This window comes from Paraburkholderia sp. BR10923 (genome assembly GCF_040948765.1).
In the GTDB taxonomy this organism is placed as follows: Bacteria; Pseudomonadota; Gammaproteobacteria; order Burkholderiales; family Burkholderiaceae; genus Paraburkholderia; species Paraburkholderia youngii.
This window is the reverse complement of sequence record NZ_JBFPKO010000005.1, coordinates 287,884-312,823: the sequence shown is the minus strand read 5'-3', so window position 1 is coordinate 312,823 and position 24,940 is coordinate 287,884. Positions and strand designations below refer to the sequence as shown.

Annotated in this window: 23 protein-coding genes; 11 read left to right on the top strand and 12 right to left on the bottom strand. The window is 63.8% G+C overall.

The window, feature by feature from the left end:
* The first annotated feature begins 107 nt into the window (after nucleotides 1-107).
* A complete protein-coding gene (locus AB3X94_RS12225) occupies nucleotides 108-530 on the top strand; it encodes a PRC-barrel domain-containing protein (RefSeq protein WP_184227461.1) in 423 nt (140 codons plus the stop codon).
* Between the two features lie 44 nt (nucleotides 531-574).
* Here AB3X94_RS12225 and AB3X94_RS12220 read toward each other — a convergent pair whose 3' ends face one another.
* From AB3X94_RS12220 to AB3X94_RS12185, 8 genes are all read right to left on the bottom strand, one after another.
* A complete protein-coding gene (locus tag AB3X94_RS12220) occupies nucleotides 575-2,836 on the bottom strand; it encodes a xanthine dehydrogenase family protein molybdopterin-binding subunit (RefSeq protein WP_368611652.1) in 2,262 nt (753 codons plus the stop codon).
* Nucleotides 2,833-3,840: a xanthine dehydrogenase family protein subunit M gene (locus AB3X94_RS12215; RefSeq protein ID WP_368611651.1), complete on the bottom strand. Its 1,008-nt coding sequence runs from the start codon at nucleotides 3,838-3,840 to the stop codon at nucleotides 2,833-2,835. The genes AB3X94_RS12220 and AB3X94_RS12215 overlap by 4 nt, the downstream gene beginning before the upstream one ends.
* Nucleotides 3,837-4,397 carry a (2Fe-2S)-binding protein gene (locus tag AB3X94_RS12210; RefSeq protein WP_368611650.1) on the bottom strand — a complete coding sequence of 187 codons (561 nt, stop codon included), beginning with the start codon at nucleotides 4,395-4,397 and terminating at the stop codon, nucleotides 3,837-3,839. Before AB3X94_RS12210 ends, AB3X94_RS12215 begins: the two co-directional genes overlap by 4 nt.
* 150 nt (nucleotides 4,398-4,547) lie before the next feature.
* Nucleotides 4,548-4,865, bottom strand: a complete 318-nt coding sequence (locus AB3X94_RS12205; RefSeq protein WP_176105951.1) for a hypothetical protein — start codon at nucleotides 4,863-4,865, stop codon at nucleotides 4,548-4,550.
* Nucleotides 4,866-4,950: 85 nt separating this feature from the next.
* On the bottom strand, nucleotides 4,951-5,817 hold the full coding sequence (locus tag AB3X94_RS12200) for a glucose 1-dehydrogenase (protein WP_176105952.1): 867 nt from the start codon (nucleotides 5,815-5,817) through the stop codon (nucleotides 4,951-4,953).
* Nucleotides 5,818-6,086: 269 nt separating this feature from the next.
* Entirely contained in the window at nucleotides 6,087-6,563 is a 477-nt protein-coding gene (locus AB3X94_RS12195) for a response regulator (protein ID WP_176105953.1), read from the bottom strand.
* Nucleotides 6,564-7,006: 443 nt separating this feature from the next.
* On the bottom strand, nucleotides 7,007-8,680 hold the full coding sequence (locus tag AB3X94_RS12190; RefSeq protein ID WP_368611649.1) for an ATP-dependent DNA ligase: 1,674 nt from the start codon (nucleotides 8,678-8,680) through the stop codon (nucleotides 7,007-7,009).
* A 10-nt stretch (nucleotides 8,681-8,690) separates the two neighbouring features.
* Complete coding sequence (locus AB3X94_RS12185) at nucleotides 8,691-9,773, bottom strand: ligase-associated DNA damage response exonuclease (protein WP_368611648.1); 1,083 nt, start codon at nucleotides 9,771-9,773, stop codon at nucleotides 8,691-8,693.
* A 159-nt stretch (nucleotides 9,774-9,932) separates the two neighbouring features.
* Here AB3X94_RS12185 and AB3X94_RS12180 point away from each other — a divergent pair, with 159 nt between their 5' ends.
* From AB3X94_RS12180 to AB3X94_RS12150, 7 genes are all read left to right on the top strand, one after another.
* Entirely contained in the window at nucleotides 9,933-10,835 is a 903-nt protein-coding gene (locus tag AB3X94_RS12180; protein ID WP_368611647.1) for a YihY/virulence factor BrkB family protein, read from the top strand.
* Nucleotides 10,836-10,934: 99 nt separating this feature from the next.
* The gene (locus AB3X94_RS12175) at nucleotides 10,935-12,770 is read left to right on the top strand and encodes a thiamine pyrophosphate-requiring protein (protein ID WP_176105957.1); all 1,836 of its coding nucleotides are present in this window, start codon (nucleotides 10,935-10,937) and stop codon (nucleotides 12,768-12,770) included.
* A 230-nt stretch (nucleotides 12,771-13,000) separates the two neighbouring features.
* Nucleotides 13,001-14,101, top strand: a complete 1,101-nt coding sequence (gene zapE, locus AB3X94_RS12170) for a cell division protein ZapE (protein ID WP_368611646.1) — start codon at nucleotides 13,001-13,003, stop codon at nucleotides 14,099-14,101.
* A gap of 223 nt (nucleotides 14,102-14,324) precedes the next feature.
* A complete protein-coding gene (locus AB3X94_RS12165; protein ID WP_368611645.1) occupies nucleotides 14,325-15,431 on the top strand; it encodes a hypothetical protein in 1,107 nt (368 codons plus the stop codon).
* Between the two features lie 63 nt (nucleotides 15,432-15,494).
* Complete coding sequence (locus tag AB3X94_RS12160; RefSeq protein WP_176105960.1) at nucleotides 15,495-15,923, top strand: VOC family protein; 429 nt, start codon at nucleotides 15,495-15,497, stop codon at nucleotides 15,921-15,923.
* Between the two features lie 198 nt (nucleotides 15,924-16,121).
* Complete coding sequence (locus AB3X94_RS12155) at nucleotides 16,122-16,418, top strand: hypothetical protein (protein WP_176125700.1); 297 nt, start codon at nucleotides 16,122-16,124, stop codon at nucleotides 16,416-16,418.
* A 158-nt stretch (nucleotides 16,419-16,576) separates the two neighbouring features.
* Entirely contained in the window at nucleotides 16,577-17,050 is a 474-nt protein-coding gene (locus AB3X94_RS12150; RefSeq protein ID WP_176369111.1) for a YbhB/YbcL family Raf kinase inhibitor-like protein, read from the top strand.
* A gap of 9 nt (nucleotides 17,051-17,059) precedes the next feature.
* Here AB3X94_RS12150 and AB3X94_RS12145 read toward each other — a convergent pair whose 3' ends face one another.
* The gene (locus AB3X94_RS12145) at nucleotides 17,060-18,031 is read right to left on the bottom strand and encodes an AraC family transcriptional regulator N-terminal domain-containing protein (protein WP_368611644.1); all 972 of its coding nucleotides are present in this window, start codon (nucleotides 18,029-18,031) and stop codon (nucleotides 17,060-17,062) included.
* Between the two features lie 94 nt (nucleotides 18,032-18,125).
* Between AB3X94_RS12145 and AB3X94_RS12140 the strand changes: the two genes are divergently transcribed.
* Nucleotides 18,126-18,959 carry an oxidoreductase gene (locus tag AB3X94_RS12140; RefSeq protein WP_368611643.1) on the top strand — a complete coding sequence of 278 codons (834 nt, stop codon included), beginning with the start codon at nucleotides 18,126-18,128 and terminating at the stop codon, nucleotides 18,957-18,959.
* A 473-nt stretch (nucleotides 18,960-19,432) separates the two neighbouring features.
* Nucleotides 19,433-20,071, top strand: a complete 639-nt coding sequence (locus tag AB3X94_RS12135; RefSeq protein WP_176105965.1) for an alkyl hydroperoxide reductase — start codon at nucleotides 19,433-19,435, stop codon at nucleotides 20,069-20,071.
* A gap of 165 nt (nucleotides 20,072-20,236) precedes the next feature.
* On the opposite strand, the gene AB3X94_RS12130 is transcribed toward AB3X94_RS12135, so the two are convergent.
* Complete coding sequence (locus AB3X94_RS12130; protein WP_368611642.1) at nucleotides 20,237-21,295, bottom strand: hypothetical protein; 1,059 nt, start codon at nucleotides 21,293-21,295, stop codon at nucleotides 20,237-20,239.
* The gene (locus tag AB3X94_RS12125) at nucleotides 21,292-22,551 is read right to left on the bottom strand and encodes an MFS transporter (RefSeq protein ID WP_368611641.1); all 1,260 of its coding nucleotides are present in this window, start codon (nucleotides 22,549-22,551) and stop codon (nucleotides 21,292-21,294) included. Before AB3X94_RS12125 ends, AB3X94_RS12130 begins: the two co-directional genes overlap by 4 nt.
* Before the next feature lie 411 nt (nucleotides 22,552-22,962).
* Between AB3X94_RS12125 and AB3X94_RS12120 the strand changes: the two genes are divergently transcribed.
* Nucleotides 22,963-24,024: a DMT family transporter gene (locus AB3X94_RS12120; protein WP_368611640.1), complete on the top strand. Its 1,062-nt coding sequence runs from the start codon at nucleotides 22,963-22,965 to the stop codon at nucleotides 24,022-24,024.
* Nucleotides 24,025-24,250: 226 nt separating this feature from the next.
* On the opposite strand, the gene AB3X94_RS12115 is transcribed toward AB3X94_RS12120, so the two are convergent.
* Nucleotides 24,251-24,799 (bottom strand): aspartate carbamoyltransferase, encoded by a 549-nt coding sequence (locus AB3X94_RS12115; RefSeq protein ID WP_368611639.1) that lies wholly within the window; start codon nucleotides 24,797-24,799, stop codon nucleotides 24,251-24,253.
* Between the last annotated feature and the right edge of the window lie 141 nt (nucleotides 24,800-24,940).

The following is a 24,940-nucleotide window of genomic DNA, read 5'->3' as shown; positions in this document are numbered from 1 at the left end:
TGCTTTCGCTCAGATCAAAAGTCGCGGCACGAGATTTGCAGCGTAGCGGCAAGGCGCACGCGTTCCGCGCCATCGAAAAGCCACGACAGCAATCAGGGAGAACACAGATGATGCGCAACACGCAGATCAAACCGCTGGCCGCTTCCGCATCGCTTCTCGCCGCCATTACGCTGATTTCCGCGTTGGGTCCGTGCGGCAGCGCGTTCGCGCAAGGCGCTCCGCAAGCGATCACCGAAAAACGCACCGACGTCGTGCAGCTCGCGAGCGGATATCGCGCGTCGAAGCTGTCGGGCGCGGACGTGTACAACCGCAACAAGGACAATATCGGCACGCTCGACGATCTGATCGTATCGCCGGGCACCGAGCGCACCACCTACGCGATCCTGTCGGTCGGCGGCTTTCTCGGCCTGGGCAAGCATCTGGTCGCCGTGCCGTTCAATGATCTGCAGATCGACAACCGGCGTATCGTGCTGCCCGACGGGACGAAGAAATCGCTCGAGGCGTTGCCGGAGTTCAAGTACGCGGATTGAGCGCGGCGCTGCCGCGTCGAATCGATCGACGCGGCTACGGGCCGTCAGCCGAGCAGCTTGTCGGGTGTAATCGGCAAATCGCGGATGCGTTTGCCGGTCGCATGCCAGATCGCGTTGCAGACCGCCGCGGCCACGCCCACCACGCCGATTTCGCCGACGCCTTTGACGCCGAGCGAATTGACGATGTCGTCACGCTCGTCGACGAATAGCACGTCGATCTCGTGAATGTCGGCATTCACGGGCATGTGGTATTCGGCGAGATTGTGATTCATCTGCCGTCCGAGCACGTGATCGAACTGGCCGTGCTCGTGCAGCGCCATGCTGATGCCCCACACGACGCCGCCCGCGATCTGATTGCCCGCCGTCTTCGGATTGACGATGCGCCCCGCCGCGACCGCGCTGACCACGCGCGTCACGCGCACGGTGCCGAGCGCTTCGTCGACGCGCACTTCGGCGAACACCGCCGAATGCGTGCCCATCGAATATGCCTGCTGCTTGACGTGCGGCTCCACGCTCGCCTGCTCCTCGAGTTCATCGAGTCCGGCGCGTTCGAGCAGCGTCGCGATCGCGATCGAGTCGTCCGCGTGCGGGCCGCACACGAGCCGGTTGCGCTCGCGCCGCACTGCTTCGCGATCCACCGACGCGAAGCGCGCACCGCCATGTTCGCGCGCGAGTTCGACGAGACGATTGTGCAGGCGCGTGCAGGCCGCATCGACAGCGCTGCCCACTGACGACACCGTCCACGATCCGCCCTCGATCGGCGCCTTCGGCAGCCGCGTATCGCCGAGTTCGAAGCTGACGTCCGCGAGCGGCACGCCGAGCGCATCGGCGGCGATCTGCGTCATCGCGGTGTAGGTGCCGGTGCCGATATCGGCGGTCGAGCTCGACACCCTGACGCAGCCATCGGGCGTCAGCACCGCACGGGCGGCCGCTTTGTTCTGCATCGCGTCCCATGCACCGGTCGCCATGCCCCAGCCGATCAACTCGTTGCCTTCGCGGCGTGCACGCGGTTCGAGCGGCCGCCCGGCCCAGCCGAAGCGCGCCGCGCCTTCGCGATAGCAGTCGCGCAGCGCCTTGCTCGAAAACGGCAGGTTCTTGTTCGCGTCGCGCTCCGCATAGTTGACGAGCCGCAATTCGAGCGGGTCCATCAGCAATGCCTCGGCGAGTTCGTCCATCGCGACTTCGAGCGGAAAGAGGCCTTGGGTCGCGCCGGGCGCGCGCATGTCGGCTGGCGTCGGCACGTCGAGCTTCGCGACCTTGTAGCCCATCGACACGTTGTCGCATCGATACAGCTGCCCGGCCCAGTTGACCACCACGTCGCAGAACTCCTCATAGCGCGAGGTTTCCGACACCGCCTCGTGGATCACCGCCTGCAGGCGGCCATCCGCCGACGCGCCGAGCGCGACGCGCTGCACCGATTGCGGCCGATGCGCGAAGGTGAACATCTGCTGCCGGGTCAGCGTGACGCGCACGGGTTTCTTCAGTTCGCGCGCGGCCATCACCGCGAGCGCCAGATGATATTGCGGCCGCAAGCCGGAGCCGAACGCGCCGCCGACGAACGGCGACACCACCTGCACTTCGTCGTCTTTCAAACCGAACACGCGCTGCAGATAGCCCTTCGTATTGACGACGCCCTGAGTCTTCTCGTAGACGGTCAAGTGTCCTTGCGCATCGGGCACCACGGTGCAGCCGTGCATTTCCATCGGATTGTGGTATTGCGCGGGCGTCGTGTAGAACGCATCTACACGCACCCTGGCATCGGCCAACGCTTTGCGCGGGTCGCCGCGCTCAGGCGGCGGCGGGTCGAAGCCGCCCTTCTCGGCCGACGGCGGTACGGCGCTCATCAACGCCGCCTCGATATCGGTCTGATGAGAAGCGGCCTCGTAGCGCACCCGCACCAGCGACGCCGCGTAGCGCGCGAGTTCGAGCGACTGCGCGACCACCAGCGCGACCGGCTGCCCGCTGTACCACACGCGCTCGTCCCACAGCGGTCTCAATGGCGTGCCAGCCGGCGCGATCATGTCCTTGAACGCATCGACGTCCGATGGCAGCGCCGGGCGTTTGCGATGCGTGAGCACGAGCAGCACGCCGGGCAGCGCTTCGGCGGCCGAGGTATCGATCGAGACGATCTTGCCCGAAGCGATCGTGCCCGACACGACGACGCCATGTACGAGCCCTTCGGCGCAGAACTCGGCCGCATATTGCGCGGCGCCGGTCACTTTGGCGAGGCCGTCGACACGCGAATGCGGCACGCCGATCGCGTGCTTCGGGCTGCCTGTCGATGGCAAGGTTTCGGCACGGTTCATCGCGCGGCCTCCTCGAACGAACGTTGTGTGGCCTCGCCGAAGGCGCGCACGATCACGCGCGCCGCGAGTTCGATCTTGAACGCGTTGTCGCGCTGGGGGCGCGCATCGCGCAGCAGCGCCCCCGCGAATTCGCGCAAGGTCCGCGCGCTCAGCGTCTCGCCGCGCAGTGCGGCTTCGGCGGCGGGATCGCGCCACGGCTTGTGCGCGACGCCGCCGAGCGCGCAACGCGCATCGACGATGCGCGAGTCGTCATCCAGTTCGACACCGACCGCGGCCGACGCCAGCGCGAACGCATACGATGCGCGGTCGCGCACCTTCACGTATGCGTGATGCGCGGCAAAGCCTTCCCGCGGCAGCTCGATCGCGGTCACGAGTTCGTCGTCGCGCAGGTTGGTATCAAGATGCGGCGTGTCGCCCGGCAGCCGGTGAAAATCCGCGAACGGCAACGTGCGTACGCCGTCGTTGCCGATCAGATGCACGGTGGCGCCGAGCGCCGCCAACGCGACGCACATATCGGACGGATGCACGGCGATGCAGTGTTCGCTCGCGCCGAGGATCGCGTGAATGCGGTTCACGCCGTGCAGCGCCGGGCAGCCGCTGCCGGGTTCGCGCTTGTTGCACGGCGTGCCCACGTCGTAGAAGTAGTAGCAGCGCGTGCGTTGCAGCAGATTGCCGCCGACCGTCGCGGCGTTGCGAATCTGCGGGGACGCGCCGGCCAGGATCGCTTTCGCAAGCAGCGGGTAGCGCGCTGCGACGGTATCGTCATACGCGAGCGCGCTGTTCGTTACGAGCGCGCCGATCATCAGGCCGCCTTGCGCCGATGCTTCGATCCGCCTGAGCGGCAAACGGTTGATGTCGACGAGCAAAGCCGGCCGCGCCACGTCTTCGCGCAGCAGGTCGACGAGATTCGTGCCGCCCGCGATAAACGCGGCAGTCTTGTCCGAACGATGCCGTTCGAGCGCATCCTGCACCGCCTCGGCGCGCGTGTACGAGAAGCGGTTCATGGCCGCGCTCCGCGCTGATTCGCGACCGGACTGGCTTGCCTTGCATCCTCGTCGCCGGAATGCGCCGCGTCGAGAATCGCTGCGACGATATTCGTATATGCGCCGCAGCGGCACAGATTGCCGCTCATCTGCTCGCGCACGTCGTCCGCGCAGCGCGCATGGCCTTCTTCGAGCATCGCGTACGCCGAGCAGATTTGCCCCGGCGTACAGTAGCCGCACTGGAACGCATCATGTTCGATGAACGCTTGCTGCAATGGATGCAACGTATCGCCGTTCGCGAGACCTTCGATCGTCGTGATCGATGCACCGTCGTACACGACCGCGAGCGCGAGGCAGGTATTGATCCGCTGACCATTGACGAGCGCCGTGCACGCGCCGCATTGGCCGTGATCGCAGCCCTTCTTGGTGCCGGTCAGGTGCGCATGCTCGCGCAGCAGATCGAGCAGCGAGGTCCACGCTAGAACGTCGAAGTGCCGCGTCTCGCCGTTGATCTCGAACGTCAATGCATGCGACGCGGGCGCGTCGGCCTGCGCGGTTTCAGCATCGGGGGTAGCCATCGGATTTCCTCCTCACAAGGCGTCGCGCAAGCAACGCGGCGCGCGACGAAACTCCATGCAACTCGAACCCATGCAAAACGGCGGCAGCGCGCGAGCGCGATGCCGCCGCGGCGTGCGGCGCGTCGCAGCTCGACGCGCCCGGCTGAACGCTTATTGCCCCGCCGCGCTTCCCGCGCGCGGCGGCGTCGCGCCTTTGAAGCGCTTGTCGGTAGTGGTGCGGCCATTGCCGCCGCCGGCGACACCATTGGTCGCGCCCCCCGACTCGCCGACATTACCGTTCGCGTCGTTCGTACCGGTCGTATCCGGCGTGCGCGATTCTTCCAGACTTGCGCCCGGTTTTGCGGCGGACTTTCCGGGTTGCGTAGACGGATTGGAACCGGTCTGCGCGAAGCCCGCCTGCGCAAAACCTAGCGCAAGGCAGCCCGACACGAGCGCGGCCCCCAGTTTGACGGATACATCGATCTTCATGTCACTCTCCCTTATGACGTTATGGAAACCACTGCGAGAAGCGCCATGCGCTCGCCGGCAGCCTCGCCGCCTTCGGTTCGCCAACCTAAATAATCGGCGCGCCGCCTGTCACGGCAATCGTCGCGCCCGAGATGTAGCTCGCTTCGTCCGACGCGAGCATCACATACGCGGCCGCGAGCTCCGCCGGTTGTCCGGGGCGCTTCATCGGCACCTGCTTGCCGAACTGCTCGACCTTGTCGGGCGGCATCGTCGATGGGATCAGCGGCGTCCAGATCGGTCCCGGCGCCACGCAGTTCGCGCGAATACCCTTTTCCGCGAGCAATTGCGCGAGGCCGCCGGTGAAGTTCTGAATCGCACCCTTGGTCGTCGCATAGGCGATCAGGCCGGGGTTCGGATGATCGGCATTGATCGACGACGTGTTGATGATCGCGCCGCCCGGCTTCATATGGCGGACCGCCGCGCGCGTGATCCTGAACATCGCGCCGATGTTGGTATCGAAGGTCTTGTCCCATTCTTCGTCGCTGATCGCGTCGAGCGACGGATAGCTCATCTGATACGCCGCGTTGTTGACCACCACGTCGAGCCGGCCGAAAGCCTCGATCGCCTTGTCGACGATCGCATCGCAATGCTGGCGATCGCGGATATCGCCGCCGACCAGCACCGCCTTGCGACCGGCGTCCTCGACCCAGCGCGCGGTCTCGCGCGCATCGTCTTCTTCGTCGAGATAGGCGATCAGCACATCGGCGCCTTCACGCGCGAACGCGATCGCGACCGCACGGCCAATGCCGCTGTCGCCGCCGGTCACGATCGCTGCCTTGCCAGCGAGACGCCCCGAACCTTCGTAGGTTTTCTCGCCGTGATCCGGTTGCGGGTTCATGCCGGCCGTGCGGCCGGGCGTCTGGTCCTGCTGCTGTTCAGGAAACGGCGGTGCCGGGCGTTGCTTGTCGCTCATGTCTGATCTCCCTCGTTGCAAATGACCCTCGGCGGCGCGCCCGAGCGCGCCGCGTCATCGGTCTTTCAGCAACGAGTGGGCCTGCGTGTGCGAGCGAAGTGAAACCCCTGCGTGAACTGCAACGTAGGGGCTCGCATGGCTAAGGAAGCTGCGGCGGATAGAACGGTGGCAGCCAGATGGCAAACAAATGACAAACGGATTCGCACCGCGCCGAGTGCGATTTCCGACGACGACCCTGCAGAAATGACAGAACGGTCAGCAAGTTTTCGCTAACAGCCTGATTCAGATGATGGCTCCGCCGCATGCAACGCGGCGGCCGATTCGAGCACGCGCAACAGACGCTCGGGCGTCAATGGTTTCGCGCAATGCGCGTCGAAGCCAGCCGCCTTGGCGAGCGAGCGATCCTCGCGCGACGCGAACGCGGTACACGCAACCAGCAGCATATGCGCAGTCTGCGGATGCGCGCGCAGACGCCGCGCAAGTTCGAGCCCGTCGAGCCCCGGCATCTTGATGTCGAGCAGCACCGCAAACGGCTGCCACTCGCACGCGGTCTGACACACGGCATACGGATCGTCGAGCGCACGGCACTCGAAGCCGTCGGCCGTCAGTAGCATTTGCAGCGCGTCCGCTGCTTCCCGGTAATCGTCGACTACCAGCACGCGACGATGCGCGGCCATCGCATAGCGGATCGGCCGCCATACGAGCACGTCGTCGCTGCTGTCCACGCTGTCGTTGAACACAGTCATTTTTTCTCGCCCTTTTACATTCGCCCTGAAGGGCATCTCGCGCCACGCGCGCAAGATTCGATCCCATTGCGTCTGCCGGACTGCGGCCAGGTTTTTGCTATTTCCGCTTCATTCGGACGATGCGCGGCCGGCACGCGTCGTCCCGCACTCCAGCGTTGCAATTACCTGGTATGCGGGATTCAGCGTGCCCATACATCACGGCGTTTGAATGACGGCGACTGCGATGTGCGTGCTGCGCAACATCGTTTTACGCTCTGTCCTGGTGCGATCCGCCTCGCTCAGGGGCGTCGCACGACATCGGTATTCCAACGGATTGAGGGGGCCACGCAATGCATGCCGCGAGCGCTCTTATGGCGCGAATCGATGACGCGGTCATAAACAAAGGATAAGCGACGATGCCGATAAAAAAATGCTCGACGTGTTAGGGGTTTGTGCTCTGCGGGTTATCCCGCACGATTATCGATAAAGCCTTTCAGCATCGCGAGCGTGTCGGCGTCGTCGATATGTTTGTCGGTACGCCAGCGCAGCATGCGTGGAAAACGCACGGCCACGCCTGACTTATGGCGCGAACTCGCTTGTATCCCTTCGAAGCCGATCTCGAACACGAGCGTCGGCGTTACGCTGCGCACCGGGCCAAATTTATCGACGGTGGTCTTGCGCACGATCGCATCGACGCGATGCATCTCTTCGTCGGTAAGCCCTGAATAGGCCTTCGCGAACGGCACGAGCGTGCGCACGCCGTCGGCTTCGTCCCACACCGCGAATGTGTAGTCGGTGTAGAGACTCGCGCGACGGCCATGACCGCGCTGCGCGTACACGAGCACAGCGTCTACCGCATAGGGCTCGATCTTCCATTTCCACCACGTGCCCGATGCCTTGGTGCGGCCGACGCCATACATCGATTCGCGCTCCTTCAGCATCAAACCTTCAACGCCGCGCGCGCGGCTCTCCTCGCGCAAGGCGGTGAGCGCGCTCCAATCCGCGCCACGGACGAGCGGCGATACGCGCAGCAGACCGCGCGCGAGCGTGCCATCGACCGACGCGCTCAACGCATCGAGCCGCGCGCGCCGATCAACGAGCGGGTTCATGCGCAGGTCCTGGCCGTTCGCTTCGAGCAGGTCGTACGCGAGCAGCGCTGCCGGCGAATCCGCAAGGATCTTGCGAGTCAGCGTCTTGCGCGCGATGCGCGGTTGCAGCCGCGCGAACGGCAACGGCGCGGCCGCGCCGGGTTCCCAGGCGAGAATCTCGCCATCGATCACATACCCATCGGGTAAGGACTCGCCCAATGCCGCGACCTCGGGAAAACGATCGGTGATCAGATCCTCGCCGCGCGACCATAACCACACGCGCCCGCCGCGTTTGACGAGTTGCGCGCGTATGCCGTCCCACTTCCATTCGATCAGCCAATGCGCGGGATCGCCGAGCGTCGCCGGATCGGTCTGCAACGGATGCGCGAGAAAAAACGGGTACGGCAGGCCCAGGTCGCTATCGTGTTGACGCGCATGAGCTTGCGTATCGTCGTCGGTCTGCGGCGCGATCAGACGCAGATAGCGCGCCGCATCGGGCTTCTGTCGCGAATCGGTCCAGCCGACCATTCGTTGCGCAATCCGCTTGTGATCGACGCCGGCCACTTCGGCGAGCGCGCGCACCACCAGTTGCCGCGCGACGCCGACACGAAAGCCGCCGCCGATCAGCTTGGTCAGCAGGAAGCGGCCGCCCCAGTCGAGTTCGTCCCAGTAACTGAGTAGACGCGTGCGCAACTCGTCGGGCGGCAGGCCGCGCAACGGCAGCATGCGTTGCTCGATCCATTGCGTGAGACCCAGCTCGGAGTCGCGCGACGCGGGCGGCAGGATATGCGCGATGGTTTCGGCCAGATCGCCCACCGCGTGATACGACTCCTCGAACAGCCACTCGGGCAAGCCGGCGCGCTCGCGCGCCATGTCGGTCAGCAAACGCGTCGGCACCAGTTGACGCGGTTTGCCGCCCGCGAGGAAATACGACGCCCATGCCGCGTCTTCAGGCTCGGCCACCGAGAAATAACTGGTCAGCGCCGCAAGCTTGTCGTGCGTCGACGTGGTCGCATCGAGCGCGGTGTAGAGGGCCGCGAAGCGTTTCATACGGTATCCGTCATGATTCGCTCGCCGCCGGCGCTTCGTCGGCGCCGGCCGCATCGGCTTCGACCGTATCGTCGCCGTATTGCGTGTCGAACGCACTCGCCTGCAGGCCCTGCTCGTTGAGCCAGCGCACCATCGGTTCGATCGAGCCATGCGTGACGATCACACGCGAGGCGCCGCTCTCGCGGATCGCCGTTTGCAAACCCGGCCAGTCCGCGTGATCGGACAGCACGAAGCCCCGATCGACGCCGCGCCGGCGCCGCGCGCCGCGCAGGCGCATCCAGCCCGACGCGAATGCATCGCTGTAATCGCTGAAGCGCTTGAGCCACGCGCTGTTCTGCGCGGACGGCGGCGCAACGATCAGCGCCTGTCTGAACACGGCCTTGTCTTTCGCGGCGATCTCGCTGACGAGATTGACCGGCGGCAGACGCACGCCCGCGTCGCGATACGCGCGATTGAGCGGCTCGAGCGCGCCGTGGCAGAAGATCGGCCCGATCGCGGCATCGACGCTCGCGAGCACGCGTTGCGCCTTGCCGAACGAATAGCAGAACAGCACCGACGCGCGCCCTTCGGATGCGTTGTGACGCCACCATGAATCGATCGAATCGAACACGCTTTGCGGCGTGTCCCAGCGATAGATCGGCAGGCCGAACGTCGACTCGGTGATGAAGGTATCGCAATGCACCGGTTCGAACCCGGCGCAGGTCGGATCGGCTTCGAGCTTGTAGTCGCCCGATGCGACCCATACGCGGCCCGCGTGTTCGATGCGCACCTGTGCCGAGCCGAGCACGTGCCCAGCCGGATGCAGCGACACGCGCGCCGCGCCAACCATGAGCGGCTCGCCGTAGTCGAGCGTGTGCAGTGCGATGCCGGGCAGCCGCGCCATCAGCACGCTCGCGCCCGCGCGCGTCGCCAGATAGCGCTGATGACCAAAGCGCGCATGGTCGGAATGCGCATGCGTGATCACCGCGCGTTCGACCGGCCGCCATGGGTCGATGTAAAAATCGCCGGCCGGGCAATACAGTCCCTCGGGCCGCGCGACCACCAGATCATTGGCTTGCGGCGCGGTGTTGTTCTGATGGGGCGGCTGATCCATCGGCTGTCCTCGGGAATGGCGGGCGATCTTCCGAACGCGGCCAAGCAAACTGTATGCCGCGCCATTGATGGCCCCGTTTCTGCTTACGGTATATAAAGCACACACGCGTGTCGAGAGCGGCTGCCATCCGGCAGCGCCCGGCGCGCACCGCGAGGCCTCATGCCCATCCTGCTCGACCAGCATGCGCTGTTTATCGCCAGGCATCCCGGGCGCTTCCTGCTGCAAACGCTGAAAGCGTTTCGCGCGAACCAGGGGCTGCTGCTCGCGGGCGCGGTCGCATACTACGCGTTACTGTCCATCGTGCCGCTGCTGATCCTGGTCGTCATCGTGCTGTCGCGCGTGGTGCCGCAGCAGCTGGTGCTCGAAGCGCTGTCGCATCTGCTGCGCTGGCTCGTGCCCGGGCAATCGGCCGCGCTCGTGCGTGAGCTGTCGAACTTTTTGCAGCATCGCGCGGTGATTGGCTGGGTGCTGCTGCTGACGATGCTGTTCTTCAGCTCGCTCGCTTTCACCGTGCTCGAAAACGCGATGTCGCTGATCTTCGTGCACCGCGTCGTCGTGAAGCGGCGCCACTTCCTGGTCTCGGCGTTGCTGCCCTACTGCTACATCATGTTTCTCGGCGTTGGCCTGCTGATCGTCACGTTCGTATCGAGCGCGCTCGACACGATCGGCGCCGAAGGTCTGCAACTGTTCGGCCTGCATGTGTCGTTGGAGGGCTTCACGCGAGTGCTGCTGTATCTGCTCGGGCTCGCCGGTGAAATCTTCGTGCTGACTTCGGTGTATCTGGTGATGCCGGTCGGACGTCCGTCGCTCAAACACGCGCTGATCGGTGGCGTGGTGGCCGGCGTGTTGTGGGAGGTCACGCGGCACGTGCTGGTCTGGTATTTCGCCACGCTGTCGCAGGTGAGCCTCGTCTATGGCTCGCTGACGATGGCCATCGTGATCCTGCTGAGCTTCGAATGGCTCGCCACGCTGCTGCTGTTCGGCGCGCAGGTGATATCGCAGTACGAGCGCTTCGGCACCGAACCGCTCGACGCGCCGCAGCCGAAGATCAAGACCGGCTGAGCAAGCCAGTCGCAAGGAACAGCCCTTGCTCGTTCGATACCGACCAAAGCCGCCCGTTCCACGCGGCGGCATCGACTGGATATCGAGGGAGCGAGGATCATGGCTGAAACCGTAGGCGATTTCATCATCGGGCGGCTACATGCGTGGGGTGTGCGGCGTATCTATGGCTATCCGGGCGACGGCATCAACGGCGTGTTCGGCGCGTTGAACCGCGCGCAGAGCGAAGCGAAAAAGCGCCATAGAGGCACGGATCAGCCGGGCCCGATCGAATTCATCCAGGTCCGCCACGAAGAAATGGCCGCGTTCATGGCCGCCGCGCATGCCAAGTTCACCGGCGAACTCGGCGTGTGCATCGCCACCTCGGGGCCCGGCGCTTCTCATCTGCTGACGGGCCTCTACGACGCGCGCATGGATCACATGCCGGTGCTCGCGATCGCCGGTCAGCAGGCGCGCGCGGCGATCGGCGGACACTATCAGCAGGAGCTGGATCTGCCGGCGATGTTCAAGGACGTGGCCGGCTCGTTCGTCGGCTTTGCGACGATGCCCGCGCAGGTGCGTCATCTGGTCGATCGGGCGGTGCGCATCGCGCTTGCCGAGCGCGCGGTGACCGCGCTGATACTGCCGAACGATCTGCAGGACATTCCGTACGAACCGCCGGGGCGCAAGCACGGCACGCTGCATTCGGGCATCGGTTACGCGCGTCCGCGCGTCGTGCCGGGCGACCAGCAGTTGCGCGAGGCCGCCGACGTGCTGAACGCCGGCCGCAAGGTCGCGATCCTGGTCGGCGCGGGCGCGCTGCACGCGACCGACGAAGTGATCGCGGTCGCCGAGAAACTCGGCGCCGGCGTCGCCAAAGCGCTGCTCGGCAAGGCGGCGCTGCCCGACGATCTGCCTTGGGTGACCGGCTCGATCGGCCTGCTCGGCACGAAGCCGAGCTACGACATGATGACCCATTGCGATACGTTGCTGATGATCGGCTCCGGCTTCCCGTACTCGGAGTTTCTGCCGAAGGAAGGCGACGCGCGCGGCGTGCAGATCGACATCAAGGCCGACATGCTGAGCCTGCGTTATCCGATGGAAGTGAACCTCGTCGGCGATAGCGTCGAGACGCTGCGCGCGCTGCTGCCGCTCATCGAGCAGAAGCAGGATCGGCTGTGGCGTGAGCGCATCGAAGGCTGGGTGTCCGACTGGTGGAAGACGCTGGAAAAACGCGCGCACGAACCCGCGAAGGATGGCCTGAATCCGCAGCTGTCGGTATGGGAGCTGTCGAAGCGCATTCCGTCGAACGCGATCGTCACCAGCGATTCGGGTTCGGTCGCGAACTGGTACGCGCGTGATCTGCAGGTGCAGCGCGGCATGATGTGCTCGCTGTCGGGCGGGCTCGCGTCGATGGGCGCGGCCGTGCCGTATGCGATCGCCGCGAAGTTCGCGTACCCCGAGCGGCCCGTGATCGCGCTGGTCGGCGACGGCGCGATGCAGATGAACAACATGGCCGAGCTGATCACGGTCGCGAAGTACTGGCAAGGCTGGAGCGATCCGCGCTGGATCTGCATGGTGCTCAACAATGGCGATCTGAACCAGGTCACGTGGGAGCAACGCGTGATGGAAGGCGATCCGAAGTTCGAGGTGTCGCAGGACATTCCTTCCGTGCCGTATCACCGCTTTGCGGAGCTGATCGGTTTGAAGGGCATCTATGTCGACAACCCCGAGCAGATGGCGACCGCCTGGGACGACGCGCTCGCGTCGAATCGTCCCGTCGTGATCGAGGTGAAGTCCGATCCGAACGTGCCGCCGCTGCCGCCGCACGTCACGCTCGCGCAGGCCAAAGCGTTTGCCGAGACCTTGCTGAAGGGCGATCCCGATCAGGGCAACGTGGTGGTCGAAACGGCCAGGCAGGTGCTCGGTGCGGTGCTGCCGGGGCATCACGACAAATGATGCGGTAGTGGCTCGACGACGTGTGCGCGCGCCAACGGTTCGACAGGGAACGTGACTGGTAAAATGGCGCGCGCTTCGTGCACGCGCTCATTGGGCCTGCTTCAGCGCAGCCCATCACGCCGCCCCTTATCTCATGCTCACACACGTCCTCGCCGTTTTCGCGGTGGCCCATTCTGCGTCATTCGCGCAAGTCGCATCATTTGCATCACCTGGCATGGACGCTCTCGCCCATGCTTGACGAAACCCGCATCGCTCGCGCATTGACCGCGCGCGGCATCACGCCCGATCCCCGCCAGCGTGAGGCGATCAGCGCACTCGTCGCGTTGCTCGGCGCGCAGCAGCGGGCACGGCGTGCATGGTCCACCGCCGCGTTCGGGCCGCAAGGCGTCTATTGCCACGGCTTGCCGGGGCGCGGCAAGAGCCTCGTCGTCGATACGCTGTTCGAGCTCGCGCCGTGCCGCAAACGGCGCCTGCATTTCCACGAGTTCCTGCGCGAGATGAACCGCCGGCTCGTCCAGGCGCCGCGTGGCGACGACCGGCTCGGCGACGTATCGCGGCAATGGCTCGACGGTATCGAGCTGCTGTGCTTCGACGAATTCCATGTGCACGATATCGCCGACGCGTTCCTGATGGGCCGCTTTCTCTACACCGCGATCAACCTCGGCACGCGGATCGTGCTGACGTCGAACTACGCACCGGACGATCTGCTGCCCGAACCCGAGTTTCACGAGCGCTTTGTGCCGACCATCGCGCAGATCAAACGCGCTTTCAAGGTGATCCATTTCGACGGCGCGCGCGATTACCGCTTCGGCGGCGAAGCGGCTGAGGTGCCGCGCTTTTTCGCGCCGCTCGATGCGTCGAGTGAGGCCGCGTTGCGCGAGATCTTCACGAGCCATGAAAGCGGCGCTGCGATCGAACCGGTCAAGCTGAGCGCGGCGGGCCGCCCGCTCGAAGCGCGCGCGGCCGGCAGCGCGCTGCTGTGGGCGGACTTCGAGCAGCTATGTGTCGCGAGCCGCTCGCACCTCGACTACCTCGATCTCGCCGAGCAATGGCAAGGCTTGATCGTCGATCGTCTGCATACGGAAGCATTGAGGCAGTCGCATACGCTGCAGCGCCTCGTGTGGCTGATCGACATCTTCTACGACCGCAAGCGCGCGCTCTTCATCGCGTCCGATCAGCCGATCGGGACCGCCTTGATCGGCCTCGAAGGCGCGCATGATCTGTCGCGTACGCTGAGCCGGCTCGCCGAGATGCAATCGCGCGCGTATCGCAGCGCGCTCGAGCGAGGCGGCGAGGACCAAGCGCAAGACGGGATCGACGCCGAAGCTTGAAAGCCGGGCATCCACCCTGCGCATTTCTGCAATTCTTGCAAGGCAGCGGTAAAGCGTGCCAACGCCCTTGCGCATCGACGCACGCGCGACGCCGCCGCGCGCGGCGCCGGAGCGACAACGAAGCCGCCCGCTGACCCGGCCCGCCGCTTGCGCGGGAATGGGTTCTGCTACCGCCGAGCGCAGACCCCATTGTTCAGCGGATTACCGCCGCTCGCGCCCGTCCATGCTCAGAACCGCTTCCGTAGCCGCCACATTGTGCGCGGCCTGCCTCACGTCCGCCTGCGTGCATATCGGCCCCTCGCGTCTGAAGGCCGATCAGGTCGACTATGCGCGGGCGCTCGGCGACGCGAAGAAACGCGCGATCCTCGCCGCCGTGATCGGTCTGCGCTACGGCGATGCGCCCGCGTTCCTGACCGTCAGCAGCATCATCGCCGCCTACACGTTCGACACCACCGGCGGCGCGACGCTCAACGCCGGCTCGGGCACCATGCCGAACTACGCGCAGGCGACCGGCAGCGTGTCGTACTCGAACCGGCCGACCTTCACGTTCACGCCGACCACCGGTGAAGCGTTCGCGTCCGCCTATATCCGGCCGCTCGCGCCGGCGCTCGTGTTGCCGCTCGCCGAGGGCGGCGTGCCGATCGATCTGCTGTTGCGCATCACCGCGCAATCGATCGGCGGTCTGCGCAACGGCGATGTGCTCGGCGGCAACAACAGCGCGGGCGCGCCGGGCTTCTTCGAATTGCTGCAGGCGTTGCGTCGTCTGCAACTGGCGGGCGAACTGAACGTCGAGACACGTCAGCTCGATGTGAAGGCCGATCTCAAAGGCGGCCAAAGCCCCGCACTGGCCGTGTTCCTGTCGATCGGCGCGACCACCAGCGGCGAGTCGCCGGACACGGCCGCCGATGTCGCGCGCGTGCGCAGGCTGCTGCATCTGTCTACGAAGACACGTAGCTATGAGGTCGTTTATGGGCCGTCGTCGACTTCCGCGAAGGGCGAGCGCATTACGATGGTCACGCGCTCGGTGCTCGGCATCCTCAGCGATCTCGGCGCGCAGGTGCAGGTGCCGCAGGAGCGCATCAGCGACGGTTCGACGAAGCCGACCGTCGGGTTGGTCGGCGGTGAAACCAGGCCGACGATCATCGTGCATTCGGGCAAGGTCGCGCCGGCCGATGCTTATGTGTCGATCGCATATGGGCCTTCGGTGTATTGGGTCGAGCGCAATGACTTCGACTCGAAATACGCGTTTACGGTCGTGCAGAATCTGATGGCGCTCGCGGAGTCGGATACGAGCAGTAAGGCGCCGGTGGTGACGATTCCGGCGAATTGACGAGCGAATGTAAGCGGCTCACCTGCCGCTCACCCGCCGCTCTTTCGCGGCAAAGGAGAAGCCATGGAAAAGATCCCAGTTACCACCGCCTTATTCATCGCAGGCTTTGGCCCGATCGTTACCGAGGCCCAGCCAAGCCGCGATCTCTATGGCCGGGCCTTCGGTATCCCCTTCAAGGAAGAGAACGGCGGCTATCTCCATACGGAGAGCCTGAACGGCGCAAACTCTTTCGCGTTGTGGCCGCTCTCTCACGCCGCTCAGTCTTGCTTCGGCACCGAAGCGTGGCCTCCCGAGGTACCCATCCCGCAAGCCTGGATCGAGTTCGATGTCGACGACGTCGAAGCGGCAACGGCAGAACTTGAATCGCAAGGGTATCGAATGCTGGTCAGAAACCGGAATGAGCCATGGGGCCAGACTGTCAGCCGCTTTATCGGGCCGGAAGGATTGCTGATCGGAATCACGTATACGCCCTGGCTGCGGGACAAGAAATGATGACGGCCGCCGCGCAGATCAGGGACGAGCGCGCATCGAATTGCCCGGTTAATTCCTGAAATCGATATTCACCATTGTGAATAATGCGCATAACTATCAGCCCTCGCTTTCCTAAACTTGGAGTCTCGCGACCCTGACGGAAACGTACGTGAGCATCGTTTGCGTCGATATCGCAATCCATTAAAGGAGAAGCGCTTCATGAACAAGGCAACCAGCACATTGATCGCGGCTGTCGCCGCCCTGATGCTGTCGGGCGGCGTATATGCCCAAAGCAACAACACGCTGGCGACTCCGTCCACGAAGTCGCCGGCCGCTCCAACGAGTGGCTACGGCACGCCTGGCGCCACCGGCTCGGACAGCGGCTCGGCATCGCCGAACTCGGGCCAGCCGATGAGCACGATGAGCACGGACAGTAGTTCCACGTCCCGCCAGCCCGCTTACGGGGTCAACAACTCACTGGCGACCCCATCCACGAAGTCGCCAGCCGGCCAATAAGCGCAAGCTTGGCTGGCAACCCCGCGCGGTAAATCGAACGTCGCCTCTGCCCCGGCATGCGGTCGTTCGATCCGCGAATGCGTGCACTCGCCGCGCGCGACTTCGGTGGACGCTGACCTAGAATAAAAGCATGGTCGCGACCCAACGAGGAGGCTGCCATGACACTCACGCTAACGTCGCAAGCCTTCCGACAGAGCGGCGAGATTCCGGTGCAGCATACCTGCGAGGGCGCCAATGTATCCCCGCCGCTCGCGTGGTCCGGCGTGCCCGCGAATGCAAAAAGCCTCGCGCTGATCGTCGACGACCCCGACGCGCCGGACCCCGACGCGCCGAGAATGACCTGGGTGCATTGGGTGCTCTACAACATCCCGCCGACAGCAACCGGGTTACCCGATGGCGCTGATGCACAGCCTTTGCCGGGCGGCACGCTCGAAGGCACCAATGACTTCAAGCGTGCCGGTTACGGCGGCCCGTGTCCGCCCGTGGGACGCCACCGCTATTTCCACAAGCTGTATGCGCTCGACACCGTACTGCCCGATTTGAAAAGCCCCAGCAAGGCCGCTCTCGAGAAGGCCATGCACGGGCACGTACTCACGCAGGCCGAACTGATCGGCACCTATCAGAAGCGATGAGCGCTGGCATCAGTGCGACGACACATAAGCCGTATCAGCGAATACAGCCGGGATCGCGAAGCTCTCGCGCATCCGCTTAGCCTCCGCTGCCGGCGTCAAGCCGAACAGACGCCTGAATTCCCTGCTGAACTGGGACGGGCTCGCGTAACCCACAGCGTGTCCGGCCGCCTCCGCGGTCAGGTCCTGGCGCACCATTAACAGGCGAGCCTGATGAAGTCGCGTCGACTTCACGTATTGCATCGGCGACACCTGTGTAATGGCCTTGAAGTGGCTGTGGAAACTCGGAATGCTCATACCCGCTTCGTCGGCCAGTCGCCTTACGTCGAGAGGCTGCGCATAGCTTGCATGAATCACGCGGAGTGAGCGGCCTATCTGGCCGAACTGTCCTCGCATCGCCAAGGCCTCGCGCAACGAGCTTCCCTGGGCCCCGGTGAGCACCCGGAAATACAGCTCACGCAGCAGCCCGGCACCCAACACAGCAGCTTCGAGTGGCCGATGCATCGCCTCGAGAAAGCGCAGCACGGACGCTTGCATCGCGTCATCCATCGGCGTCGACATCATGCTCCGAGGTGCTGGTGTGCGCTCAGCCCCCCCTTCGCGGTCGATCCGCTCCGCAAGTTCGGCGGCCAAGGCGAAATCGAGGTGCAGATACAGCGCGAGCAGTGGTCGCTCCTCGGTTGCGTCGGTCTCCATGCTGAATGGCACTGGCACGGATACGGCCAGATAGTGATGCTCGTCATACAGGTACAGCTGGTCGCCGAAATAGCCTCGCTTGCGGCCCTGGCAGACGATCACGATACCGGGGTCGTACAGAACGGGCGTGCGCGATAGCGCCCGGTTCGACCGCAAGATGCGGACGCTCGGCAGCGCCGTCAGGTTGTAACCCTCGTCGGGCGCCAACGCGCGCAGCAGCGCAACCATGCGTTTCTGGCTGCGCGAGGATAGAGCTGGGTGCTGGGTCGAAGCGCGTGGCGTGCTCATAGTTTTGTGCAAGAAACTCAGCGGAATTCGGCTTATTTTGCCTCGTCTGTCAGATTAGTATGCACTCTCCAATCGACTTTCGGGAGAAGCTTCAATGACATCCAGCAAAACTCTGCTCATCACTGGCGTCAGCAGCGGTTTTGGCCGCGCGCTCGCACAGGAAGCGCTGGCGACGGGTCACAAGGTCGTCGGTACGGTGAGAACTGCCCAGGCAAAGCGCGAATTCGAGTCCCTGTCCGCGAACGCCGCTTGGGGACGCGTGCTCGACGTGACCGACTTCGACGCGATCGACGGCGTGGTGGCGGAAATCGAGGCTAGCGTCGGACCCATCGATGTGCTGGTCAACAATGCCGGCTACGGTCACGAGGGCATCATGGAGGAATCGCCGCTCCCGGAGATGCGCCGTCAGTTCGATGTGAACGTATTTGGTGCGGTCGCGATGATGAAGGCCGTCCTGCCATTCATGCGTGAGCGCCGCCGCGGTCACATTGTGAATATCACATCGATGGGCGGCTACATCACGATGCCGGGAATCACCTACTACTGCGGCAGCAAGTTTGCGTTAGAGGGCATCTCCGAGGCGCTCGGCAAAGAGGTCAAGCCCTTCGGTATTGCCGTGACGGCGGTGGCGCCGGGCTCGTTTCGCACAGACTGGGCGGGCCGCTCGATGACCCGAACGCCCCGCTCGATTCCGGATTACGACGATATTTTCGATCCCATCCGCCAAGCCCGCGAGGAAAAAAGCGGCAAGCAATTGGGAGATCCAAGGAAAGCGGCGCGCGCAATGCTGGCCGCCATCGCAGCGGAACATCCGCCCGCGCATCTTTTGCTCGGTAGCGACGCACTCGGTCTCGTTCGAGACAAGATGTCGGCGTTGAACGCGGAAATCGGTGCGTGGGAGGCTATCACCGTTTCGACGGATGGCTGATGAACGCCGTCTTGTTGACGCGGTCGGGCGGCCTCACTGTCAGGCGGCGTCGACTGGGTTGTCCCGCCCAAGCACCTCGACGAGAAAGGCAGCGACGTGCAACATACGCTTTTTAGCAGCTGCGACCCGGAACGCCCACTTCGCTTTCTGACAATTTGCGCACTGGAACCCGGCCAGTCATACGTCATCGAGCTTTGAAGATCAGTTGCGCTTCGGACGCTTCGGTGGCATTGTCACTCTCGACGCTGGCCGCAGTTGCCGCCGAAGCAGGCACGGTGACAACCATTGGAGGTAATTCGCGAACGCTTTGAATGTGTGCGATAGCGCACCAAATCGTCCCGGCATTCGGGGGGAGCATTGCGAGGCACCCTCTACCCACCGACCGGCGCCGCCGGTTGTGGGCACTCGCGTGTTGTTGTGGCGTTAGGCTCCTCACATAGCCCTGTGCAGGTTGCTACGGAATCGAAATTCAAATGCTGAACATCGATCTCAGGTCACAACTGCAGACGTATTTGCGAAACCTTCGCAGACCCGTCGAATTAATCGTGTCGCCGGGCGGTAGTCGAACATCGCACGAAATGCTGGCGATGCTGAACGAAATTGCGTCGTTGACCGACCTGGTCACGGTCGTCGAGGAGCAGCACGGCGACGAGCGCAAGCCATCGTTTTCAATCAGGCAGGTGGGAGCAGATGCCTGCATTCAGTTTGCCGCCACCCCAACAGGGCCTGAATTTTCGTCCCTTGTCCTCGCCATACTCCAGGTTGGAGGGCATCCCGTCGTAGCCGACAGTACGACCATCGAACGGATTCGAACACTGGAACGTGACTACTATTTCGAAACCTATATTTCGTTGTCGTGCGGAAGCTGTGTGGACGTTGTGCAAGCGCTGAACATGATGGCGGTGATCAATCCACGGATTCACAACGTTACGATCGACGGCGGAATTTTTCAAAGTGAGCTGTCCGCGCGTGAAATTAGCGTCGTGCCGACGATCTACATGAACGGCGAGGTCTTCGGCGAGGGGCGCAGCAGCTTCGTGGAGCTCGGCGCAAGACTTCTCGACATAGAAATGAGCATGAGAGCGGCACTGCGTGCGGCGAGCAAGTCGTAACCGAGCCGTCGCACAGAAAACCAACCTTTGACGAAACCTCGCGCGCGAAGCCCATTTCATGGATCGCGAGCAGCATCGTCATGCCATCGCTCGCGCGATCGCGTACGATCAGATTGATCCACGCGTCACCGAAATGAGCTTCGAGGAGCGCCGACGCAAGCACCGCTACCGCGATCCCGTGGATGCAAGCGCCATGATGCGAAGCACGGGCCGACCATCGACGTTCTTCAGCGGGAAGTAAGTGCGGTGTGTCGCGGGATCGACGCCGACGACATGGGCGTTGGGTCCTACCCTGCCCTCACCTGCTTTCGATACGGCAGACCCCGAGACGCGGAACATCGACACGATGCCGGCTTCGCCGGCCACGTAAAGCAGATGCGCGCCCGGATCGTAAGCGAGCACGTCAGGGCCGCCTCCGACGTCGAAAGTCTGAGTGACGCGCTTCGTCAGCAGGTCGAGCACGATCAGCTTGTCATTGTCTTCACACGCGATGAACGCGAGATGCAATTGAGGGACGATGGCGAGGCCGTGGTTGCCTTTCGCACCAGGCAGATCGATCCGGCTGATAATCGTGTCGGTCGACGGATCGATTTCGACGAGCTGCCGCCGCGTCTGCACATTGACGAAGATGTGGTGCGAGTCGGGGTCGTACTGCGTGTTGCCCGCTTCTCCACCCAACTGGATAGTGCTCTTTCGCTGGTTGGTGTGCGTATCGATCACGGTTACCGTGCCGCCCGTCTCATCCGACACATAAAGTTTCTGGGAGTCGGGCTCATATGCGATGCCGTCGGGGTAGATGCCACCCGGCACACGCGCCACCACATGCATGCTGGCCTCGTCGATCGCTACGACCTCGTTGGTGCCGGTCGCCGATGCATACACCCGCCCGAGTTCCGGCACGGCCAGTACCCCATGTACTGACGCAATGTCGGCGACGCGGGACACAACGCTCGACCTGAGCGTATCGAACACCACGACTTCACTGTCGCCAAGATGAGCGATGAACAGCAGGTGCCGGTCAGCGTCATGGCTTACGTAGTCCAGACGCGTGGCGCGGCCCGGCAACGGGACGTCGGCGCTGTGATCGAGCGGCAGGCGGGCCTCCGACTGCGCGGCGCTCGCTGGTGAAATGACGTGTACCAGAATGCCTGCCGCCGCCGACACTACGAGCAGGATGACGTAAAGCGATATGGCTGGTGGCCCGCAGGGGCGCGTGCGCGTCATGGCGACCCGCCTTCCGGTTCGATGTGGCGAAACGCTGCGAGCAGCGAAAGATCGTAGGCGATCTTGAGCACGCCGCAAGCGACAAGCGGAGCGCCCAGCCATCCGAGGCCAAGCAACGTACCCGACAGCACAGGCGCGAGCGCCGCCGCAAGACTTCGCGGGACGGCGGTAAAGCTCGCGGCGGCAGGACGTTCCATGGGCGTCACTACCGACATCACATAGGCGCTGCGGGTCGGCACGTCCATCTGTGACAGGGCACTTCTCGCGAGAAGCAGCGCCAGAGTCAGTGGGAGCGACGGCGAGAACGCGGCCGCGATCAGGCAGACGCTGGATGGCATATGCGTGAACACCATCGTGTTCAGCAGACCAATCCTTCGCGAAAGCGGCGCTGCGACGAGTTGGGACCCAGCGCTCAACATGCCGGCCCAGAAGAAGAACTGGCCCACTGCGCCGGGCGAAAGCCCGAACCGCTGGATCAGCCACAGCGCGAGCAGCGAGTTGACGAGAAGACCGCCCGCGAACGCGTCGACACTGAACAGCAGTGCGAGGCGGATCACGATCCCGCGTGACGGTCCGAGCGGCGCACGCACAACACGCGCCTGCGGCACGCGCGCGGGCAAGCGCAGGTAGAGAAGCCAGATGGCAAACCCCGTCAGCGCATAGACCACGAACATGGCTCGCGTCGCGGACAGTGACGAGACGGCCAGACCCGTAGCGATCCTGTCCGGCAGTGCGGCAGCGAGCGCGCCCACCGCCGCCGACAATGCGCCGATCAGGCTATAGCGTGCAAAGAGCGAAGTACGCGCGTCGCCACTAGCGGATTCCGCGAGCCGTGCATGTTCCAGTGGAAGGAACAGGCTTACGTCGCCGGAACCCGGATTCAGGGTTCCGATAAAAGCGACGACCAGCAGCGGCCACAGCGAAGAAAGGCTGGCGAACGCAAGACCTGTAGCTGTCATCAGCGCCGCGGCAAACAGCAGCAACAAGCGCAGGGCGACGCGATTGCCCACAAAGCCGATCAGAACCGTGGCGAGAGCAGAACCGAATAGCGTTGTGGTGCTGATCAACCCGACAGTCAGTTGGCCGAATCCGAGCCGGAGAAGATAGACAGGCAGCAGCACCGCGACGAATCCATCGCAGATACCCCGCAAACCGCGAGCCGCAAGCAGTGTCAACGCGCCACCTTCCACGCCGCCCGGCAGAACCAGACTGGAGAGCCGGGAGTGAAGCGTCGCCGATGAGACGTTGCATCGCATGACAGTGCTATGCGCGCGTCGCTGCCTTTAGCCGCGAAGCCGCGTTCCCAGTTGGTGATGTTGAAAAGCTGGCTGACGTACTGGCGATCTGACCACGCGTATAGCCGGGCACGTGTGCGCTCGTCGTGCTCATGGGCGCCTTCCCGTATCGCTGCCTTTTTCACTGGCCGCGAAATGCGTGTACATCGCGGGCTTTCAGCGCACGCCAGTAACGCATCCGCGCGGTGGCGTTCTCTGTCGGAAGAGTCAGCACCAGTAGCAACCAGGTTGAAAGCGTGCTCATGTAGATTACGTTACGTCGCAGTAACGATTTCTACAAGCAAGCTTTTGGCTGCCTGCTGCGAGTTTGATCCGTCACCTCAGCAATGGTCTGTAAACTGTCCCTTCTGCTGCGAACATGAGGTTGAAGTTGTGAAATCAGGATACGCCGCGATATTCACCGCCTTGGCCGCTGCGGCGCTGTTCGGCGCCGCGACACCGCTGGCCAAGGCGCTGCTCGGCTCGGTCAGCCCATTCATGCTCGCAGGCCTGTTTTATCTCGGTAGCGGCCTGGGGCTTGGCGTCGGCATCGCGTGGCGCGCCTTCCGGTCGCGCGGGCATCAGTCCGGCGCGCACCACCGCATCACCAAAGGCGAGCTACCCTGGCTGATCGGGGCAATAGCGATGGGCGGCGTCGCCGGGCCTGCATTGCTGATGCTGGGCCTGTCCACCACACCAGCGGCAACGAGTTCGTTGTTGCTCAACCTCGAGGGCGTGTTGACCGCAGTGATTGCCTGGGTGGTCTTCCGGGAAAATGTCGACATTCAGGTTTTTCTCGGGATGGTGGCGATCGTTGCGGGCGGCGTGCTTCTGTCGTGGCATCCGGGCCAGACAGGCGTGCCGGTAGGTGCGTTACTGATCGTCGGCGCGTGTCTGTGCTGGGCAATCGACAACAATCTGACGCGCAAGGTCTCGGCGAACGACGCGATGGTGATCGCGTGTCTCAAAGGGTTGGTGGCCGGTCCCGTGAATCTCGGCATCGCGCTCGCGGCTGGCGCTTCGCTTCCTTCAGCAGGAACCATGGCGGCGGCGATGCTGACCGGGCTCAGCGGTTACGGCATCAGCCTCGTCTTGTTCGTTATCGCGCTTCGCCATCTCGGTACGGCGCGTACAGGCGCGTACTTTTCTGTAGCGCCGCTTTTCGGTGTGATCCTTTCGCTGATCATATGGCCCGCCCTGCCCAACCTGTCTTTCTGGATTGCCGCGGCCCTGATGGCGCTGGGTATCTGGCTGCATGTGCGCGAACGGCATGAGCATGAGCACAGTCATGAGTTTCTCGAACACACGCACCGGCATCGTCATGACGAGCATCATCAGCACGAGCATGATTTTCCTTATGCCGGTGACGAGCCGCACACACATCCTCACGTGCATCTGCCTGTTACCCATTCGCACGCACATTTCCCCGATATTCATCATCGGCATCCGCACTAGTTGTGCGCACGGCTTGAAGACCGGATATGGCTCCCACGCCAGGTATCGGCAACCGGACGTTCAAGGTCGGATTGAGGCGGACGCTGTGGGGCTTGGTACGGCCACAAGCGGCCCTTCGGCGCTCACTTCTGAATTCGTAACAAGTCAAAGGTCCGGCGCTGACCCGCCACTGACCGGGCGGGAAATCGGACCGGCCAATCATTCGCATCCTGATCGTGTGCGCTATCTATTCCGCTGTCGAGGCGTCTGCCGGATGATGGTGCATCATGCCTGGATCGTGCCCTGCCATCGCGTCGTGGCCATGATCGGACAACTGGGCGTCGAACCATTCGTGTAGCGCCATGATGAGGCGAGGCTCGTCCGCGTGATATACGATTTCGCCTCCATCAGGCAAGTCGTGATAGTGGATCGTCAGTTCACCCTGCTTCGCGGCACGTAGTACGGCTAGGCCCGGTATGTCGTTGCCGTGGATCTGCACCGGCGCATTGAAATCTCCCTCCGAAAACTGCCGGGCGATCATGGCCAAGTGTCCGCGGATCATGGCGGCCTGCTTCGGATCATGATGCTTCGTGACGACCTGCTGGGTTCCGCCATTGGCCGTCTTCGTAAAGATGTGTGTGGTGGCTGCAAGGGAGAACGGCATTACCTCCGTGCCGTATTGCTCAACTTCCCTCTGGCGTGGCGTAACGTCGGCGATGGCGGACGACGAAAGAACAGCTATCCCGAGAAGGACCGCGGTTGAGACCGCGACAACAGCCGCCGACGGGCGCGACATGGTTTGCTCCAATCGAAAGAGAGAACGCATAGTCTAGCGTTCACTGTCCGTTTCCGGTATTGGCGAACCTCCCTTCAGGGTCGACTACGGGCGTACGCCTCGGTAGTCGTTCACCTCTTCCGCAACTGGATATGTGGGCGA

Excerpts from the sequence above, each read along its gene's own strand:
- AB3X94_RS12225 (WP_184227461.1), top strand. The coding sequence starts at position 108 with ATGATGCGCAACACGCAGATCAAACCGCTGGCCGCTTCCGCATCGCTT.
- AB3X94_RS12220 (WP_368611652.1), bottom strand. The coding sequence starts at position 2,836 with ATGAACCGTGCCGAAACCTTGCCATCGACAGGCAGCCCGAAGCACGCG.
- AB3X94_RS12215 (WP_368611651.1), bottom strand. The coding sequence starts at position 3,840 with ATGAACCGCTTCTCGTACACGCGCGCCGAGGCGGTGCAGGATGCGCTC.
- AB3X94_RS12210 (WP_368611650.1), bottom strand. The coding sequence starts at position 4,397 with ATGGCTACCCCCGATGCTGAAACCGCGCAGGCCGACGCGCCCGCGTCG.
- AB3X94_RS12205 (WP_176105951.1), bottom strand. The coding sequence starts at position 4,865 with ATGAAGATCGATGTATCCGTCAAACTGGGGGCCGCGCTCGTGTCGGGC.
- AB3X94_RS12200 (WP_176105952.1), bottom strand. The coding sequence starts at position 5,817 with ATGAGCGACAAGCAACGCCCGGCACCGCCGTTTCCTGAACAGCAGCAG.
- AB3X94_RS12195 (WP_176105953.1), bottom strand. The coding sequence starts at position 6,563 with ATGACTGTGTTCAACGACAGCGTGGACAGCAGCGACGACGTGCTCGTA.
- AB3X94_RS12190 (WP_368611649.1), bottom strand. The coding sequence starts at position 8,680 with ATGAAACGCTTCGCGGCCCTCTACACCGCGCTCGATGCGACCACGTCG.
- AB3X94_RS12185 (WP_368611648.1), bottom strand. The coding sequence starts at position 9,773 with ATGGATCAGCCGCCCCATCAGAACAACACCGCGCCGCAAGCCAATGAT.
- AB3X94_RS12180 (WP_368611647.1), top strand. The coding sequence starts at position 9,933 with ATGCCCATCCTGCTCGACCAGCATGCGCTGTTTATCGCCAGGCATCCC.
- AB3X94_RS12175 (WP_176105957.1), top strand. The coding sequence starts at position 10,935 with ATGGCTGAAACCGTAGGCGATTTCATCATCGGGCGGCTACATGCGTGG.
- zapE (WP_368611646.1), top strand. The coding sequence starts at position 13,001 with ATGCTTGACGAAACCCGCATCGCTCGCGCATTGACCGCGCGCGGCATC.
- AB3X94_RS12165 (WP_368611645.1), top strand. The coding sequence starts at position 14,325 with ATGCTCAGAACCGCTTCCGTAGCCGCCACATTGTGCGCGGCCTGCCTC.
- AB3X94_RS12160 (WP_176105960.1), top strand. The coding sequence starts at position 15,495 with ATGGAAAAGATCCCAGTTACCACCGCCTTATTCATCGCAGGCTTTGGC.
- AB3X94_RS12155 (WP_176125700.1), top strand. The coding sequence starts at position 16,122 with ATGAACAAGGCAACCAGCACATTGATCGCGGCTGTCGCCGCCCTGATG.
- AB3X94_RS12150 (WP_176369111.1), top strand. The coding sequence starts at position 16,577 with ATGACACTCACGCTAACGTCGCAAGCCTTCCGACAGAGCGGCGAGATT.
- AB3X94_RS12145 (WP_368611644.1), bottom strand. The coding sequence starts at position 18,031 with ATGAGCACGCCACGCGCTTCGACCCAGCACCCAGCTCTATCCTCGCGC.
- AB3X94_RS12140 (WP_368611643.1), top strand. The coding sequence starts at position 18,126 with ATGACATCCAGCAAAACTCTGCTCATCACTGGCGTCAGCAGCGGTTTT.
- AB3X94_RS12135 (WP_176105965.1), top strand. The coding sequence starts at position 19,433 with ATGCTGAACATCGATCTCAGGTCACAACTGCAGACGTATTTGCGAAAC.
- AB3X94_RS12130 (WP_368611642.1), bottom strand. The coding sequence starts at position 21,295 with ATGACGCGCACGCGCCCCTGCGGGCCACCAGCCATATCGCTTTACGTC.
- AB3X94_RS12125 (WP_368611641.1), bottom strand. The coding sequence starts at position 22,551 with ATGCGATGCAACGTCTCATCGGCGACGCTTCACTCCCGGCTCTCCAGT.
- AB3X94_RS12115 (WP_368611639.1), bottom strand. The coding sequence starts at position 24,799 with ATGTCGCGCCCGTCGGCGGCTGTTGTCGCGGTCTCAACCGCGGTCCTT.